Annotated in this window: 14 protein-coding genes; 7 read left to right on the top strand and 7 right to left on the bottom strand. The window is 37.2% G+C overall.

Features of this window, described 5'->3' with window-relative positions:
- A partial coding sequence (locus BM266_RS17275; RefSeq protein ID WP_093411331.1) for a hypothetical protein occupies window positions 1-189 on the top strand: 189 nt, incomplete at its 5' end.
- Between the two features lie 17 nt (window positions 190-206).
- Window positions 207-608, top strand: a complete 402-nt coding sequence (locus BM266_RS15555) for a DUF6730 family protein (protein ID WP_093411330.1) — start codon at window positions 207-209, stop codon at window positions 606-608.
- Window positions 609-952: 344 nt separating this feature from the next.
- Here BM266_RS15555 and BM266_RS15550 read toward each other — a convergent pair whose 3' ends face one another.
- Window positions 953-1,075: a nucleotidyl transferase AbiEii/AbiGii toxin family protein gene (locus BM266_RS15550; RefSeq protein WP_217648169.1), complete on the bottom strand. Its 123-nt coding sequence runs from the start codon at window positions 1,073-1,075 to the stop codon at window positions 953-955.
- A 403-nt stretch (window positions 1,076-1,478) separates the two neighbouring features.
- On the opposite strand from BM266_RS15550, the gene BM266_RS15545 reads away from it, so the two are divergent.
- From BM266_RS15545 to BM266_RS15525, 4 genes are all read left to right on the top strand, one after another.
- The gene (locus BM266_RS15545; protein ID WP_093411328.1) at window positions 1,479-2,105 is read left to right on the top strand and encodes a MarC family protein; all 627 of its coding nucleotides are present in this window, start codon (window positions 1,479-1,481) and stop codon (window positions 2,103-2,105) included.
- 879 nt (window positions 2,106-2,984) lie between these two features.
- Window positions 2,985-3,833, top strand: a complete 849-nt coding sequence (locus BM266_RS15535; protein ID WP_093411326.1) for a UDP-2,3-diacylglucosamine diphosphatase — start codon at window positions 2,985-2,987, stop codon at window positions 3,831-3,833.
- A 21-nt stretch (window positions 3,834-3,854) separates the two neighbouring features.
- A complete protein-coding gene (locus BM266_RS15530; protein WP_093411324.1) occupies window positions 3,855-4,901 on the top strand; it encodes a glycosyltransferase family protein in 1,047 nt (348 codons plus the stop codon).
- Window positions 4,902-4,960: 59 nt separating this feature from the next.
- Complete coding sequence (locus tag BM266_RS15525; RefSeq protein ID WP_093411322.1) at window positions 4,961-6,340, top strand: GH1 family beta-glucosidase; 1,380 nt, start codon at window positions 4,961-4,963, stop codon at window positions 6,338-6,340.
- Window positions 6,341-6,391: 51 nt separating this feature from the next.
- Here the strand turns inward: BM266_RS15525 and BM266_RS15520 are convergent, their stop codons facing one another.
- The 6 genes from BM266_RS15520 to BM266_RS15495 form a co-directional block, all read right to left on the bottom strand.
- Window positions 6,392-7,327 (bottom strand): glycerophosphodiester phosphodiesterase family protein, encoded by a 936-nt coding sequence (locus tag BM266_RS15520; protein WP_093411320.1) that lies wholly within the window; start codon window positions 7,325-7,327, stop codon window positions 6,392-6,394.
- A gap of 86 nt (window positions 7,328-7,413) precedes the next feature.
- Window positions 7,414-8,991 (bottom strand): calcineurin-like phosphoesterase C-terminal domain-containing protein, encoded by a 1,578-nt coding sequence (locus BM266_RS15515; RefSeq protein WP_093411318.1) that lies wholly within the window; start codon window positions 8,989-8,991, stop codon window positions 7,414-7,416.
- Between the two features lie 74 nt (window positions 8,992-9,065).
- Window positions 9,066-10,826 carry a RagB/SusD family nutrient uptake outer membrane protein gene (locus BM266_RS15510; protein ID WP_093411337.1) on the bottom strand — a complete coding sequence of 587 codons (1,761 nt, stop codon included), beginning with the start codon at window positions 10,824-10,826 and terminating at the stop codon, window positions 9,066-9,068.
- Window positions 10,827-10,880: 54 nt separating this feature from the next.
- The gene (locus BM266_RS15505) at window positions 10,881-14,465 is read right to left on the bottom strand and encodes a TonB-dependent receptor (RefSeq protein ID WP_093411316.1); all 3,585 of its coding nucleotides are present in this window, start codon (window positions 14,463-14,465) and stop codon (window positions 10,881-10,883) included.
- Between the two features lie 90 nt (window positions 14,466-14,555).
- The gene (locus BM266_RS15500; RefSeq protein ID WP_245760470.1) at window positions 14,556-15,494 is read right to left on the bottom strand and encodes a FecR family protein; all 939 of its coding nucleotides are present in this window, start codon (window positions 15,492-15,494) and stop codon (window positions 14,556-14,558) included.
- A gap of 91 nt (window positions 15,495-15,585) precedes the next feature.
- Entirely contained in the window at window positions 15,586-16,170 is a 585-nt protein-coding gene (locus BM266_RS15495; RefSeq protein ID WP_093411315.1) for an RNA polymerase sigma factor, read from the bottom strand.
- A 922-nt stretch (window positions 16,171-17,092) separates the two neighbouring features.
- On the opposite strand from BM266_RS15495, the gene BM266_RS15490 reads away from it, so the two are divergent.
- Window positions 17,093-17,587 (top strand): DsrE family protein, encoded by a 495-nt coding sequence (locus BM266_RS15490; RefSeq protein ID WP_093411313.1) that lies wholly within the window; start codon window positions 17,093-17,095, stop codon window positions 17,585-17,587.
- Window positions 17,588-17,845: the final 258 nt, after the last annotated feature.

The following is a 17,845-nucleotide window of genomic DNA, read 5'->3' as shown; positions in this document are numbered from 1 at the left end:
ATGAGTGGTAATAAATTAATTGCGGTAATCTCACAAAACAAGAGTTTTACAAGATTAAAGGAGGCGCCAAAAAACCTTTTGGTTTTAAACAAAACGGTGCAATTAAGCAGCAACCTGTCAACCAAAATAACCAAAGAGCTTGTAAAAGGAGCAATAAAAATAGTGAGGGATACTGGATTAGGGATATGAATTTTAAATGTTGAACGATGAAAAAACTGGATGAAATTATGGAACTGATGGCCGATGAGATGGCTGATTTTAAATCTGCCCTAGAGGGCCTTGAGAATTTATCTAATAAATTGCGGGAAACCAGTGTACCTCTGAGTACTGAGGTCTTAGAAAATCATTTGAATTCTTTTCTTAAGATCCAGCAGCAAAAGGAAAACATAAGAACAGGAAACCTGGAATTAATACATTCAAAGCTGGAAAGGGCATATATCCTTCCTAAAAGCCTGGCAAGATTACTTCTCAGTGTTTTATTGGTACTACTGATATCACTTAGTTACCTCACCTATAAGGTGATTGAAAGCCAAAATGATAATCAAAAATTATATAGGCAGCTAAGTAAAGAAGTTCCAATTCATAAAGGAGATAATACTCTAGAATGAAAAGTAGGTTGCGCCCTATGCTGTTTTTACTTTACACTTAACTTCCCGTACGCTATAAAAACAGCATAGGATCCGGCGCAGGTAAGTTATGGTAGATATGGGGGCTAAAATGAACTCTTAGAGAGAATTTGAGAAATTATTTGAAAACCAAGGACCGCTAATATAATCATGCTCCTAAAGAGGCAATTGTTCATTGTTTAGTTCTTGAAGAATTTCTATGCTTCCAGGTCCTATTTCTAAGCCCAAATAATTTCCTCAATTCTCTTAAAAAAACAGGAATTATGACCTCAGTGAGGTTAGATATTAACCTTGCATTATGATATTCATCTAAGATTATGAACTGATTATTTTTGTTGCTTTTCCACCACTTTACTGATTGCCCGGATTTTCTTTTTCAACTGATTATCGTTCTCTCCTTCATTTCGGAGTACCACCATATCAATATCTTCTGAGAATCGTTCTATCAACTTATGGCACTTAGAAAGTGCCGGGCCACCCTTGAATACAGATCTTTAGATTAATTTTTGCTGTTCTTTTTCTTAAAATGCCGTACAATTCATTATACCACCATTATAAAAAATCTCTCCAATAATACCGGGAAAAGATAAGGTTGTTAATTAAATGGCTATTTCAAAGGAACCACTCGCTTGAAGATGATTTAGAAATGAATAATTTAATTGAGAAGCAATAGACGTTCAATCCTGCCAACCATATCAATTGGTTTTTGATCCCTAAGGAAGAGCTTTTCTTGCAGCTAAAATTTTATTAGCTGTGTTGTTAGTAAGTGTAATCAACAAAGAGATTTCATAATATTTATTTAACTACGATATAAATTACAAGTGAAAAAGCAGGTGCATTTTTGCAGAAAAAATGGAATTATTCATTGTTGTGTTTGCTGCATTGTTCTCTGTGATCAACCCCCTGGGGACACTGCCAATATTTGTTGGGTTAACTCAAGAAAATTCTCACAAAGAACGTTCAAAAGTTTCCTTATTCACCTCCATAAATGTTTTGGTAATTTTGGTCATATCTTTTTTCGTAGGAAGGTATATTCTTCATTTTTTTGGAATAAGTATTGAATCGCTCAGGATTGCGGGTGGATTAATTATTACCACTTCAGGTTTTGCCTTGCTTACCGGGTCCTTTTCTAAGCACAAGGGAATGGAAAAAGAACGCGTAAAAGAAGATGCCTTTCAAAGGGAAGCAGTTTCACTTACTCCACTGGCTATTCCTATGCTTGCAGGGCCTGGTTCTATTTCCCTTCTCATTGGGCTTTATGAGCAGTATGATCTATTTGCTCAAAAGGTAATTGTTATTTCTGCTATTATGGCTGTTTGCTTTACTACCTTTCTTATGCTCAGAGGTTCGCACTATATCGTAAAATTCCTTGGAGCTTCAGGAATAAATGCTATTTCCAGAATTATAGGTTTTATTGTAATTGCTATTGGAATCGAATATATTAGTTCTTCTGTAATAGCAGTTTTAAAGATCGCTTAATCAAGAAGCTCAATTTTTTTTACTTCAAGGAAGCAGTAGAACACGAACAGGTGTTAATGATCCACCAAAATATAATATTGTAGAACCTTATAAAGTCCATGGAAATCCTTTCACACCAATACTTAAATGGAATATATACAATTTAAGACTTTAAATAATTTGCACCTTGAACGGTAAATTTCGAAACAAAAACTGATAAAATTAAGGGTATTTGGAATGCCTCCCATATATAACAAAAAAGCCGTCTCAACTTCAACATAATCCTCATGGTTTCCCTTTAGGATATTCACATCCAAAGCCTGAAAATCCATTCTTCGCTGAAGATTTTCTCCTGAATAACTTCCTTTTCCACTAAAGGAATAATGCTTTCTTATTAATGACTTCATTTTAAGTTAATACAGCAATAGGCTTGTTGAAGTAAATTTGCGGAGACAATTAATTATATATCAACCATAGCCAAGGTTGGATTGTCAGGTTTGTTTGAATTAGCCAAAAAGTAAGGGTGTTAAAAAATCTACACCCTTTTTTGGGTTATAAATTTAAAAGAAAGCAATTTCTTAAAGGTAATTTAATGATTATGTGATTAATACACCGGGTTTCATTTATAAATTGCTTAAAATTAAAACTGGTAATATTTGGAAAATCAGCTAAAGAATATTCTCCAAAGACCTAAAAAAATTCACCAGGTCTTCTCTTCCACATTTTTCTTCTCCGGATTGCCTGCCTTTTTAAAACTTAAAGGAGGTAATCCATCATTTATTATTCGGGAATTTGTAATCATTCATTTATTACTTTCATATTCTTCCTCCTTTCTTTCTTCAGGAAGGTGTAACAGACATTTTTCCTTTAATCCAAGCCGATTAATATCATCTAAATACTATGAAAAAACGCAAAGTAGAAGTTGTCGTTATATCTGACGTTCATTTGGGCACCTATGGTTGCCATGCAGGAGAGCTCCTGAGTTACCTCAAAAGCGTACAGCCGGAAGTATTGATTCTCAACGGAGACATAATTGATATTTGGCAGTTTCATAAGAGTTACTGGCCCGAATCTCACATGCAGGTCATTAAATGTATCACCGGATTCCTGGCTCAGGGGGTGAAGGTCTATTATGTCACCGGAAACCACGATGAGATGCTGAGAAAATTTGTTGGTTTTGAAATGGGTTCCCTGCAAATTGTAAATAAAGTAGTACTAAATCTTGACGGTAAAAAAACCTGGATATTTCACGGGGATGTTTTTGATGTAACAATGCAAAACTCAAAGTGGCTGGCAAAACTGGGAGCAAAAGGATATGATAGCTTGATATTGATTAACAGGATGTTCAATTATATTTCTGAAGGAATGGGGAGAGGAAAGTTATCCCTTTCCAAAAAAATTAAGAACAGTGTAAAAAGTGCAGTCAAATTTATAAATGATTTTGAACAAACCGCAGCAGATATTGCCATTTCAAATGGATATCATTATGTCATTTGCGGCCATATCCATCAGCCGGAAATCAGGAAAATAAAGGGGAAGGATGGGGAAGTCACCTATCTTAATTCCGGCGATTGGATTGAAAATCTTACTGCTTTAGAATACAATAACAGCAGCTGGAAGTTGTATCATTTTAATGAAGATCATCAAAGGGTAATGGCAGCCAGAGCCAAAAAATTTAAAGAGGTGAAAGTGAACAGTGATGAATTATTTCAAAACCTTGTTCGGGAATTAAATTTTGTTAAGCCTTAAATAACACTTTTAAAACAAAATATGAAAATATTATACGCTATACAAGGCACCGGGAACGGACACCTAAGCAGAGCAAGAGATATCATACCTATTCTTATGAATATAGGAGAGGTGGATATTTTAATTAGCGGGACACAGGCAGATGTTGCCTTACCTTATCCGGTAAAGTACCAGATGAAGGGACTTGGATTCATCTTTGGTAAAAAGGGAGGTGTAGACTTATGGCAAACTTTTCTTCAGAATAACATCAAAAGGATTCTAAGAGAGATCAATAAGGTTCCTGTTGAAATTTATGATATCGTGATCAACGATTTTGAGCCCATTTCTGCCTGGGCCTGTTACCTGAAAAGAAAACCTTGTATTGCCCTGAGTCATCAATGCGCTGTTTTATCCAGTAAAGCACCATTACCGAGACACAGGGACAGAATAGGAAAATTCATTCTAAAATATTATGCTCCTGCCACGGCAAGATATGGCTTTCACTTTGAAAAATTTAATGATCAAACCTATACCCCCGTAATAAGGAAACAAGTGCGGGAACTCTTTGTTTCCAACAAAGGTCATTATACAGTTTACCTACCAGCATACAGCGATAAAAAGATCATCAAGATCCTATCCCGGTTCAAAGCTGTCAAATGGGAGGTTTTTTCAAAGCATAACAAAAAGGAGTATAGCTGTGACAATGTTTCAATAAGACCAATAAACAATGAAGCCTTCTTAGCAAGTATGGCATCCAGTACTGGCATTCTATGTGGTGCGGGATTTGAAACTCCGGCTGAAGCTTTGTTTTTGAAAAAAAAGCTCCTGGTCGTTCCAATGGAAAATCAATATGAACAGCACTGCAACGCTGCTGCTCTGCAATACTTAGGGGTTACAGTGCTTAAAAACCTAAAGAAAAAACAATACCCGGAAATTGAAAACTGGTTAAAGGAAGAAAGGGTGATAAGCGTGAATTACCCGGATATTACCCAGGAAATAATCGAAACCCTTTTGAATGACCATCTTGTATCCAATCTCAGTGTGATTAATAGATCTTTACTGGGAAGGGTGAACTCCTCAATCAATTAAATTGAAACAGAAAAGATAGGCTTCTACTGGTTAATAATCATATTCCATTTTTAACATATATGTCAACTTTAAATTCAGAAGAACCGAAGGAAAGGTTTTCTTTAAAAAAGCGTGATTTTGGAAAGGGTTTTAAATGGGGAGTATCAACAGCCGCATATCAAATTGAAGGTGGCCATCAGGCCGATGGTAAAGGGCCATCCATATGGGATATTTTTACTTCAAAGAGTGGTAAAATTTATCAGGGTCAAAACGGAAATATCGCTTGTGATTTTTACAACAAATACGAGGAAGACCTTTATTTAATGAAAGACCTGAACATTCATAATTTCAGGTTCTCAATCTCCTGGTCAAGAGTGATACCTGCCGGAGTTGGTACACCAAATCCTGAAGGAATCGACTTTTACAACAAACTTATAGATAAATGCCTGGCACTGGGCATTGAACCCTGGGTAACACTTTATCATTGGGATTTACCTGCTGTCCTGGAACAAAAGGGAGGTTGGACAAACAGGGAAATAATAACCTGGTTTAAAGAATATGTAACTCTTTGTGTAAAACGTTTTGGCAATAAAGTCAAAAACTGGATGGTTCTTAATGAGCCACTGGTATTTGTAGGTGCCGGATATCTTCTGGGAGTTCACGCTCCCGGAAAAAAAGGAATGAAAAACTTTCTGCCTGCCATACATCACGCTGCATTGTGCCAGGCAGAAGGGGCGAGAATTATAAAGCAATATTCTCCCCAAGCCCGGGTAGGCACTACTTTTTCCTGTTCTTTTATTGAACCATTTCGACCAATACAAAAAGACATCCTGGCAGCACAAAGAATTGATGCTCTTGTAAACCGTTTGTTTATCGAGCCTGCACTGGGAATGGGCTACCCGGTGAAAGATCTCAAATTTCTTAAAAAGCTGGAAAAGTATCAGCTTCCCGGGGATAAGGAATTATTACAATATGATTTTGATTTTATAGGTGTCCAAAATTACACCCGGGAAATCATTAAGCATTCCTGGTTTGTTCCCTACATTAAGGCAAGAAATATCAAAGCTGAAAAAAGAAAAGTTCCCATAACAGCTATGAAATGGGAAGTATATCCCGATTCAATCTACCAAATACTGAAAAAGTTTAATAGCTATAAAAAAGTAGGGGAAATATATATAACTGAAAATGGTGCAGCTTTTAAAGACATCCTGGAGGATGGTGAAATCAAAGATAAAAGAAGAACCAGATTTTTAGAAGAATACCTTGCCGCAGTGCTTAAGGCCAAAAAGGAGGGAGTCAATGTAAATGGTTATTTCGTTTGGTCCTTTACAGATAATTTTGAATGGGCAGAGGGATTTAGACCACGATTTGGCCTGGTACACGTTGATTTCAAAACACAAAAAAGAACAGTGAAGGATTCGGGAAAGTGGTATAGTAATTTCTTGAAAAGTTTCAAGTGATACCACGACTCCAATTTAAATATCTTTTATCATTCGGAACTCAATTAATAACTAATAGGCGTTCTCTCTCATCTTCAGCACCCGTTCCGGGTAATCGGTAATAATCCCATCAACATTCAATTCAATCATTTGCTCAATAACCTCATATTCATTTAAGGTCCAAGGAATTAACTTCATATTCATACTTTTAATAGAATCAACAAAAGCAGTATCCTTTACCAATCCATAATGCGGGCTGTAAATTTCAGGCTGAAAATCCAGTAAATCAAGATTCTTTTGAATGCCTTCAGTATATACTAGATAGGCGGTTTCTACTTCTGGGTAACTTTCATGGATTTCATTTAGAATGTTTACATCAAAAGATTGTAAATTCATTTTCTGCTCAATATTTTTCTCCTTAATTACCTGCATCACAAGATTTACAAACTCTCCAGGTGCTGGTTGATAAATTCCATATTTGTCTTCTGAACTTTTTAGTTCAATATTATAGCTCACGGTCTTCAAATTATTTTCTGCTATATAATTTTCTACGGAATCTATAGCTTTTGCCAGTAAAGGCTTATAGGTTTTTTGTTTTTGCTGTTCGGGAAATAATCGGTTTCCTTTAGAACCAACATCAAACTTTCTGATGCTATCGTAAGTCATCTCGTAAAGGTTAAATTTCTCCTGATTTTCTTCGGAAATGCTATCGCCCTCAGGGGTTAACACATAAAGGGAATGCATAAAAGGCTCATGAGAAACCACTACTTTTTTATCTTTTGAGATTACAACATCCAGCTCGATTACCTCGGCGCCCTTTTTCACCGCGCTTATAAAAGCGGGAATACTGTTTTCCGGATAATTACCTCTATCTCCCCGATGTCCCTGCACCTGAACCTTAATATTTTGGGATTCGGTTTCCTGTAGATCTATTTCTTGCTCCTGATTGTTCTTGCAACCAGAAGCAACCATTAGCAATAATAGAAAAACGGTTTTTATAATTTTCATCTTTTTGATTTTTAAAAATAAAGGCCTGCCGTAAAATTAGCGAACCCTGGGCAGGCCTTTTTACTGAAACAAAAACTTTAAAAAAACTACTTAACGGGTTCCGCTAATCGATAACTACTTTTGGCAGTATGGGTTTTTCCGTACATATCGGTAGCCTTTATTTCAATACTATGCTCCCCGGTCTCCAGTTTTGTAGGAATATTACCACGCCACAAATGTTCACTTTTTATAGGATTAGAAGATCTTTTACCCGGCATTAGTTCTTCGGTTAAATCCCATTCATAGACCATTTCTATATAGGAGGGATCATAATCTTCTATATATTGCATTTCTTTCCATTCTCCATCATCAATTCGGTATAAAACCTCATCACCCTCAGTCCCCATAAAGAAGTTCACATAAATTCCTGCCTTGGTTCTTCTACCTTTGGCAACGACCTTAGGTGCAAAAACTTCCATTTGGTAATCTACAGGTTTGCCGGCAACTTTATAATCTATGTTATACTCGTTTCCTTTGAAATTAATAAACGCGTAACCTTTAGGGGTGCCGTCCCTCATTGTAGAAACAGGGATGTTATTTTCATCTAATTTACCTGAATACCAATCTCCGGAAGTTGTCCCTACATTATAATGATGATGTGGTTTATCTTGCTGCCATCCTTCTTCCTTTCCGAAAAAATCCTGGCGTTGTATATGCGTATGGGCAGAAAGCGAAAGGGTATTTGGGAAATCTTTCAAAAGCTCAAAAAGCCTATCTCTATCTTCATCACGAAAAGTATCTCTTCCTTCAGGTTCACTAAGCGGAATATGTAAAGCGACTACTATCAAATGATCTTTAGGCACATGTTTCAAGTTGTTTTCTATAAACTCAAACTGATCTTCCCGAAAACCACCCCAGTAACCTTTTCCATCCCGGGGATCTGGATACAGCACATCATCTAAAACCAGGAAATGAACCTTTCCGTAATTAAAGGCATAGTTGGCCGGACCAAAATGTGCTTCGTAGGTTTCATCGGAAAATATATCATTTTCCACATCAAAATTAATATCATGATTACCCAATAAATTATACCAGGGAATTCCCGCGTTTTTCACTGCTTTGATATATGGATTAAAAAGATCCAGATCGTTCCCCACCAGATCACCAAGGCTTAATCCGAAAGGAACATTTTCTATACCTTCCACTTCGGCCACAATACCATCGGCAAAATAATCGACTTCCTGTTGAGTGTAAGGCTGCGGATCGCCAAAAATAAGCGCTGTAAAGTTCTCTTTTTCCTCAGAAGGAATTAAAGCAAAATCTACCGATTTTGGTAATTTTCCCGTTGGCTCTACCCCTTTGAATTTTAAATCTGGTGATCCTTTAGGTTTATGGATATAGAAGAATTGAGGCAGGTTGTCTTCATTTTTTCCAACTTTATATCCTGAAGGTTTTACAACGGAAATAATATCGTCTTCACCAACAGGTAATTCGTATTTTCCATCCCCATTGGTAATGACAACTTCGCGGCCATTGCTTACAGAAACTTCGGCTATTCCTTTTTCCAGGCGGTCTTTTTTGCCGTTTTGATTGACATCTTCAAAAACCACTCCGCTTAAAGTTTGCTGTGCGAAAAGCGAGCACGTTCCTGATAGGAAAATTCCTAGGATTATTTTTTTTATCATTTTAAAAAATTTAATTATTTGATTTTATGAGCAAAACAGTATTATTTAAATACCTCTTATCATGGGATCAATTATTACCATCCAGGATTTTGTTCTAAATTTTCATTCAGCTCTAAGTCTTCCATAGGTATAGGATAATAATAGTCTCTGGTTTCATCAAAACTCCCACCCTCGAATAAAAGTAGGTTGCCCGAAGTGCCCTCTGTAAGAGGTCTTTCATTTGTGTTTATTGTAGAAGTTACTTCATCCGGTGCCCCTGAGGCATCACCATCGTGAACATATACATCAAAGCGACCATCATTATTGAAATCATAGGCACCTAATTCAGAAAAGTAAATACCTTCTATTGGTTTTTCCACTTTTTTACCTTCTTTCCATCTCATTAAGTCGTCCCAGCGCAAACCTTCATTCACCAATTCAATCCTACGTTCGCGACGAATTTCCAGGATTACTCCTTTATTGGCTCCCTGCTCCACATTATCGTATAGACTCTCCTGAAAAGGGTCGGGATTTGCATTAGCCTCTGCCATGTTCAGATGTGGTAAACCTACGCGGTCCCTTAATTTATTAATTGAGTTATCCAAATCACCCTGGGTCAATGTACCGAGTTCTGCTTTTGCTTCAGCATAAATCAACAAGGCCTCTGCATACCGGAAAAGAATAACATCATTAAATGAACCACCCGAACCCCATTGGGGGCCTTTAGGAGGCAATCCTTTGATCACTCTGTAGCCTGTTCTGGTTATATCCAAATCTACAGGTTCAGGATCCTGCGAACCATAGGTTGCAAAATCAGGTCCTGCTGTAGTTTGTGTCAACCTGGGATCCCGATTCTGCATCTCTTCATAAAACTCCATGGTTTCATATCCAGATTGATCGGTAAACGGTGTTCCGTCAGTCATTAAATAACTATTGACCAGCTCTTTTGTTAAGCCCCATCTTCCCTGTGTTGGTGCTGTCATCCTATAAGCCAGATCGTGAGTTCTTAAACCAAATTCAAAATCCACAGCTAAAATAGTTTCAGTGGTGTTTTGGTTTTCCATGGCAAATAGGTCGAGATATGCCTGCTTTTCACCTCCAGCGGTATAAAGTGAATAGGCCCCGGAATCCATCAATTCTTTTGCTGCTGAAGAAGATTCCTCCAGAAATCTCTCATAATCTTCAATCCCATGATATTTCCTAAAAGTTCCCTCAAAGAGAGCAATCCGGGCTTTTAAAATGAGAGCTGTATATTTTGTGATGCGATTTAACTCCTTTTCCGCAGGAATATTTTTAATGGCATAATCAATATCAGCCATAATGGAATCCATTACCAACTCTCGTGAATCCCGCGGTTTATATAATAGCTCTTCATCCTCAAGATCAATTACTTCACTATACCAAGGCACATCGCCAAATCGTTGGACTTTTTCGAAATAAAAGTAAGCTCTAAAAAACCTGGCTATTCCAGAATATTGTGCCGTCGCCTCTTCATTGTCTACCCTAGCATAATTTTCCAAAAAATAATTAATTCTTCGCAGGTAGCCCCAGGACCAACCCCCGCTACCCCTGTCGGTAGGAACGATACGTGTCCCTCTTAGCCTGTCACCAGCACTTACACCTAAAATATTATCTGAATGCGAATCATCCATATATACAGATGTAGTTGGCAACATAGCATACAAGTCATTGGTGTATGCCTTTAAGTCGGCACCGGTGTTGAAGAATTCATCTGAAGTAACTGCATCACCAGGTGGTTGTTCAAGTATATCAGCCTCACAGCCTGCCATAATGAAAGTCAAAATTACTGCCGCAGACATTTGAATCATTCTTCTCTTTATGTCTATTTTTTTCATTTTTATCATTGTTAATTTCATGTATTTGATAATCTCCTTATTTCAATAGAAAAATTACAGGTTGATCTGCACACCGGCTGAAAAGGTTTTGCCCATAGGATATAACTGGGTATTTGTAGCCGATCTTCCGCTTACACTATTAGGGTTGGAATAACTTACATGTGCACCCACCTCTTCCGGGTCTAAATATTTCGTTAAGCCTCCAAAAGACCAGGTAAACATATTCTCCCCACTAAGGAAAATCCTTAGCCTTTTAATATTAACTTTATTAGTAATGGTTGTTGGAATGGTGTACCCCACAGTAAGGTTTTTAATCCTTAGATATCCAATATTGGTTAAAAAGTGGTCATTGTAATTATAAGACATACGGCCGGCACTTAAGGCATTATAAGCCCTTTGCCTTTGAGGGTATATCCTGTTCGGATCGTTAGGATGCGCAGGATCCCAAACCTGGTCCAAAAGATCTTTTCTTATAAAAGATGTATATGGCCTGTGGAAGGTAGCCCAATACAATGGTCCGTTGGGATACCAGTCTTGTTTGGCAACTCCCTGTCCAATAACAGTGACATCAAAGTTTTTCCATGAAGCATTTACATTAAAGCCAAATGGGAACTGTGGCATCGCATTACCAATTGGAACCAAATCCCCCGGATCTTCAAGCGTATTATTTCCATTATCAATACTACCATCCCCATCGGTATCTACATATCTTAGATCGCCCCCTCTAAGTAAGTTCCAATCACTATTGGAGCCGTAATCAAGTATCCCCCTGTAAACCCTAAAGAGATTATCTCTTCCGTATTCATTTTGAAATGCTGCAGCTTCTTCATCAGATTGAAATTGGCCATCTATACGATACCCCCATATCTCTCCAATTTGCTGTCCTTCCCAAAAGGTACTTAATAAACCATTTGGATTGTCAAATTTTGTAATTACTCCACGGTTATTTGACACATTTGCCTGTGCACTAAGAGATAGCTCAGAACCCAGTACATTAAATTGGTCATTATAACCAAGGGTTACCTCAAAGCCTCTGTTTCGCATGGCAGCGTAATTACGCCGTGGCTCTGAGGCTCCAAAGACACCCGGAAGTGGTTCTCCCGGCAAATACATATCACGGGTATGACGCTCATACCATTCAGCAGAGGCGGTTAATTTATCATCCAAAAAGCCCATATCAACACCTACATTTGTTGACGTAATTTTTTCCCAACCAATATTAGCCGGTAGTGGTGCAGGAACCCTGGCATAATTCTCTTGTTCTCCATCAAATAACCACGAGGTTCTGCCCATACCTATTAACTGCCTGAAAGTATTTACTCCTACACTTTGATTTCCCAGTTTCCCATAGGATGCCTTCAACTTTAATGAGGATATTGCGCTTTCCAGAGGTGTCCAAAAATCTTCCTTATCAACTATCCAACCCCCGGCTACAGAAGGAAAAAGCCCCCAACGATTTTCTTCGGGGAAACGAGATGATCCGTCGTAACGAGCATTAACTTCCAAAAGATATTTACCATCATAATCATAGTTAAAACGGCCAAAATATCCCTGAATAGCCCATTCCAAAGTAGAACCTTCCATATTTAACATCTCCGTTCCAAAAGCAATATTAGCCTTGTCTCTGGTCAACAAATCTTCTATTCCCATTCCCACTCTGTCCCGGTCAAACTCCTCCTGGTTAAAACCGAGCATAAGCTTGAAATTATGCTTATCTGCAATTTCCCTGGTATAGGTTCCATATATGTTTATTGCGGTATAATTATCCTTCCAACGATATTCATTAAGTCGATTAAGGCCCGCATTCTCAATTAATTCAAGTTTCTCTCCTGATAGATAACTGAATGGCTTATAGGAAAATGTACGATCTGTTCGGTCAATACTATAGTTATAATTCATATTAAGTACTAATCCTTCTATGGGTTTAATTTCAGCACCAAGGGTATTAGTCAGGTTTTCATACTGCCATTGCCTGTGAGCGGCACCTTCTTTCAGGGCACCTAAACGGCCAACATATCCATTCCTGGTTCGTCCAACACTAACCCCATAGCCGTCTACAAAGGCGGGATGATTTGGAAAAAGATCACGCCATTTACTAACGCCAAATTCACCTCCCCATCCGTTTTTTGTACCAGCATATTCCTCATCGAACCTACTACTAAACCTGCTTAATGCACTTAACTTTAACCAGTCATAAGGAGTAGCACTCAATTTAAGCTGTAGATTATATCGTTTCATCTCAGCATCCTGAATATTTTGAATCTTTTCACGTTCGTAGGTTCGTCCTGAGATAACACCGGTTAATTTATCGGAACCACCAGAAACTGAAATATTATTTATTTGATGTGATCTTCGATCTTTAAACAGTAAATCATAGAAATCAGTATTTCCAAAGAACTTATAGGTTCCATCAGGCTGCTCTTCATAAAAAGGCTCTCTTTCTCCATTTCCTACCTGCTCAGCAATTTCCATGTCCTCATCGTCATAGCATACATAACAACCGCTATGATAAGAACCAATAGCACCATCCACCCAGCGTGCATAGGTAGCAGGATTAGTCACAAAATCGGTACGGGTAGTATTTGTTGTAAAACCAGTATTATTGGAATATTCGACATTGAATTCGCCTTCTTTTCCGGATTTAGTCGTTATCAGCACTACCCCAAAAGAACCTCTGGCACCATAAATAGCTGCTGCTCCGGCATCTTTTAAAACAGTAACACTTTCAATATCATTTGGATTGATATTGGCAATATCACCTTCTATTCCATCAATTATAATAAGTGGAGATCCCCCATTTATAGAATTAAAGCCCCGAATATTTATCTCAGGAGTTGTGGATGGATCACCACCAGATGAGGATCTAATATTTAAGCCGGGTACAGCTCCTTGTAGAGAACTTGCTATGTTAGCCGATGGACGGGTTTCAATATTCCCCAGATTGGCGGTACTAATCGACCCAACCACATTTTCTTCTTTTTGTGTACCATATCCTACTACTACTACTTCATCTAAAGCATCTAAATTTTCCTGAAGAGTAATATTTATGTTGAATCGACCTTCAACCGGTATTTCCTGAGTCTCAAACCCTATAAATGAAACTACCAGGATATCATCTGAATCAACCATTAAGAAAAATTCCCCACTCATATTAGTGATAGTTCCTCTGTTGCTATCTTTGATTTGAATAGTGACCCCCGGCAAGGGTAGGCCATCTTCATCCAAAATCATTCCTTCAAGTCTTTGCTGTTCGTTTTGTGAGTGTTTTGGTTTAGGCTTTTCTTTTTTTTCCGGTTTCTTATATACCGTGATTGTGTTGTTGATCTTCTTAAATGAAAAACCAGTTTTGTCTGTTATTTTATTTAATAACTTCTCTAATTTTTCATTAACAAGGTTAAAAGTAAAAGTATATTGATTTTGCTTTATGCTTTCATCAAAAACAAACGTAAATCGGGTTTTATCTTCAATAGCTGAAAAAACTTCCAGAATTGATGCATTTTCAACCTCAATACTTATTGATGTATCCTTAATAGTTGTGGCGTGGGCTTCTATTCCACCCAAACAGCTATGTAAACCCACCACTAAAAATGCAATGGATTTAAAAAAATTATTTAGAAAAAATTGTAGATTAGTATTCATTACAATTTGGCTATAGATTAAAATTTGTAGTCTAATTTTTTAATTACCCGTTTCTGTTGCAGCAGAAACGGGTTTGTTTTTTTGGCTAATTCAATTAAAATTTTTGTTATGTTCTCTTATAATGATGTTTTTGGGGGTTTTATACTCAATTTTTAAATCTTTAATAAGCGCGATGCTTTGTAATACGGTTTCCAGGTTTTCATCTTTAAACTTTCCCGAAATTGTGAGCTTCCTTAAATCGGAATTGGCGAACCGAATATCTATATCGAACCAGTTTTCAAGAATTCTGGCAGTTTCACCTAAACTTGTCTTTTCCAATACGATTATATTTTTTGTCCAGGCGTTATAATTTGAACTCGTACCTGTAGTAACCAGAGTTTTCTTGCCATTGTGGAAAACAAGCTGCATATTTTTGGTCAGCTTCATTTTTTGAGAAGGACTTTTTAAAGAAGAAACTTCTACCACCCCGGAACTCACGCTAATCTTCTCTTTTCCTTTGCTATATGCATTAATATTAAATGAGGTTCCCAAAACGGTGGTGTTGGTATTCCCTGTTTTAATTCTGAAAGGTTTCTCCGGGTTTGGAGCTACTTCAAAAAATGCTTCCCCCTCGAGAGTGATTCTTCGATCTTTTTTGAAGTTTTCGGGATAACTAATCTTTGAACCTGAATTTAAAAATATTTTACTCCCGTCATTTAGTTCAATTTCCTTCTTTTCACCTTTGGAGGCAACCTGAGTAATAGTGTTATCAAGAATGAGGCTTAGCAAAACAGTACCTATTATAAGGGAAAGTACAGCAGCGGATGCTATTATTTTTTGCCAGTATATCTTTCGGGGTTTCTTCCTAAGGTAAATTTCATTCTCTATCCTATGATAAATTTTATCGCGCTTTTCCTGCCCTAGGTTCAAAAACGAAGTTTCCTGCTCCTGTACTTTTCTTAAGAAAACATCTACTGCCAGCTTTTCCTGAGAGTTTTCTTTTTTAGCTGCATATTTTTCTGCTAGATAAATAAGTTCGTGTTTATTCAAAACCTGCTTTTAACTACAAGTCACAGTTTCCGGGCTAAACACGTACACCAAATTTGCTTCTTAAAGTACTCTTAATATTAAGGAAGGTTGATTAACATTGAACCAACATTGCGGTAATAAGCACTGTGAATTGAGAGTCTTCTAAATTAGTTTTGAGAAAGGAAAGAGCATTGCTAATTTGCTTTTCGACGGTACGAACAGAAATATTCAGTTTTTGAGCAATTTCTGAATTACTGTAATTATCAAAGCGACTAAGAACAAAAATTTCCCGGCACCTGGGCGGTAATTTTTTTACCTTGGAGAGTACTTCATTTTCAAACTCCTGATACTCTAGATTGAGCACTGAATTTGATGGGTAAGGAATACTATTCAGAATTTCTTCCTGGCTAGTGGAAAATTTCAAACTTCTAATATGGTTTGCTACCCGGTATTTTACCGATCTTAATAAATAGGCTTCCAGGTTTAAAATTTGGGATTCTGAAGCTTTTTCCCAAAGGCTAATAAATATTTCCTGAACGATATCTTCACAAATCTTATCGTCCCGATATAATTTAAAAGCATACGAATAAAGCCTTTTCCAATACCTGTCAAATATTAAAGGAAAAACGGCTTCATTGCCATTTCTCAACTCGATTAATAATTGCTGGTCTGATAGTAGCGTTTCTTTGGTTTGCATTAAAATTTAGGCTTTCCCAAATAAAAGCCTTTCATTTAATTTTAGCGTTTTCTATGTTTTAAGCTAAGGTTATGAAAAATAAATTCTGGATTGCTAGTTTTTAAACATTATGAACTTCCACAAAATCATAGTTTCATCAAAAAAAATTAAATATTCTCAAGCTTGATTTTCCATTATCTACCGAAGTTATTCGAATCCATTTGGATTTTAAAAAAATAATCTAATAAGCCCTCCAAAAAAGTAAGTTGTAATTGATAAGTACTGAACACTTAAACCACATCAAAACGATTCAATTTTAAAAGCAAAACGTTAAAAATTGTTAAAGCGAGACCAATCCGGTGACCAATTTTTAATACCCTCTGGCAAAGCCTATAAACTCTATAAACTTTGAAAAACGGTCGTTCCCTCCGACTCCACTTTTTGGCTACCAGCCTTTATCAAAAACCCCGAAATCCCTGGATTTACGGGGTTTTTTGTTTATAGGCGACAATTGCGGTGACAAATAAATTCATCGCTACATTGGGTTCACCTTGGTGCATTTATGAGGGAGGCCGGGGGAGAATCTCATCAATTTTTTTTATGCTGTTTACCCATCCACTTTAGACATCTCTACCAATCCTATATCTTTATTAACTGCGGTATCCGCTGAAAACAGGCATTTGAAAGAACTATTATTTGAGGGACAGAACTTGGAAAAACTAAATAAGTTATGTAAATTATAAATGAACAAATTAATGGTTTAAACAGGCTGAATACAACAGAGGCAATTTATCTATAACCCGGGAAATATTTCACGTGAGTACAAACTGGAGGAGGGATGATCGATGGATTAGTAGCAAAAAAATGGGCCTATAGAAGAACTATTAAGGTGCAGAATACGAAAATGTCAAATAAATTATTTCTTTAATTAAATTAGTTCGTTATGAAAAAATCAATGTTTTTAATAGTAGTAATATCTTTTCTGGGCTTAATGCAACAGGAAATGGCACATGCACAGACGGAAAGTTCCTATGAGGCCATGGAGGGAGTTACCTCAGCAAAGACTGTCTTCGACTTCAGGATCAGTGATTCAGATAAAGCTATGGCCCACCTGAACCTCATTCATAAAATGATAGAGGATCCGAGCTTGGTGATAGAAGGCGAGCAACCAGAAATTATTATTGTGTTAATTGGCCCCTCCGTAAATCTTGTATCAACTGACAACATGAAAAGTGATTCGGGATCGCAAAATGATATTGCCGAAAAGATATCGGCCATGGATTCAGACGGCATTAGGTTTGAGATTTGTATGGCAGCCGCGCATGCTCTCGACGTTTCTGCCGATTCCATTCTACCCGAGATTGTGCAGGTGGAAAACGGCTGGATATCCTTGATCGGATACCAACAAAATGGCTATTCAATGATTGCTGATTTCTAACCGGAATAAATGCTGCATTGCCTTTGTGACATTAAGCTTTAACGTTCGGTCATTTCCAAAAACCTCTTTTCTTTATTTCAGTTTGAAATCCGTTTTCTACAAAAAACATTCGCGGTTTATGGGATCCTATTCCGACGCTTTTTTATTGGAACTTAAAAGCGTTTGTTTAATATCTGAACGTTTAAACCTAAGCTTAATGCCTATTTTATATGGTTTTAAAATACCCTCCTTACTCCACAATAAAGCGGAAATCCCGCA

Source organism: Salegentibacter flavus (assembly GCF_900115145.1).
Classification (GTDB): domain Bacteria; phylum Bacteroidota; class Bacteroidia; order Flavobacteriales; family Flavobacteriaceae; genus Salegentibacter; species Salegentibacter flavus.
Note: the sequence above shows the minus strand (reverse complement) of the source record. Positions and strands in the feature narration are given on the sequence as shown.

Bases quoted from the DNA above. Each gene is read 5' to 3' on its own strand.
- BM266_RS15555 (WP_093411330.1), top strand. From the start codon at position 207: ATGAAAAAACTGGATGAAATTATGGAACTGATGGCCGATGAGATGGCT.
- BM266_RS15545 (WP_093411328.1), top strand. From the start codon at position 1,479: ATGGAATTATTCATTGTTGTGTTTGCTGCATTGTTCTCTGTGATCAAC.
- BM266_RS15535 (WP_093411326.1), top strand. From the start codon at position 2,985: ATGAAAAAACGCAAAGTAGAAGTTGTCGTTATATCTGACGTTCATTTG.
- BM266_RS15530 (WP_093411324.1), top strand. From the start codon at position 3,855: ATGAAAATATTATACGCTATACAAGGCACCGGGAACGGACACCTAAGC.
- BM266_RS15525 (WP_093411322.1), top strand. From the start codon at position 4,961: ATGTCAACTTTAAATTCAGAAGAACCGAAGGAAAGGTTTTCTTTAAAA.
- BM266_RS15520 (WP_093411320.1), bottom strand. From the start codon at position 7,327: ATGAAAATTATAAAAACCGTTTTTCTATTATTGCTAATGGTTGCTTCT.
- BM266_RS15515 (WP_093411318.1), bottom strand. From the start codon at position 8,991: ATGATAAAAAAAATAATCCTAGGAATTTTCCTATCAGGAACGTGCTCG.
- BM266_RS15510 (WP_093411337.1), bottom strand. From the start codon at position 10,826: ATGAAAAAAATAGACATAAAGAGAAGAATGATTCAAATGTCTGCGGCA.
- BM266_RS15505 (WP_093411316.1), bottom strand. From the start codon at position 14,465: ATGAATACTAATCTACAATTTTTTCTAAATAATTTTTTTAAATCCATT.
- BM266_RS15495 (WP_093411315.1), bottom strand. From the start codon at position 16,170: ATGCAAACCAAAGAAACGCTACTATCAGACCAGCAATTATTAATCGAG.
- BM266_RS15490 (WP_093411313.1), top strand. From the start codon at position 17,093: ATGAAAAAATCAATGTTTTTAATAGTAGTAATATCTTTTCTGGGCTTA.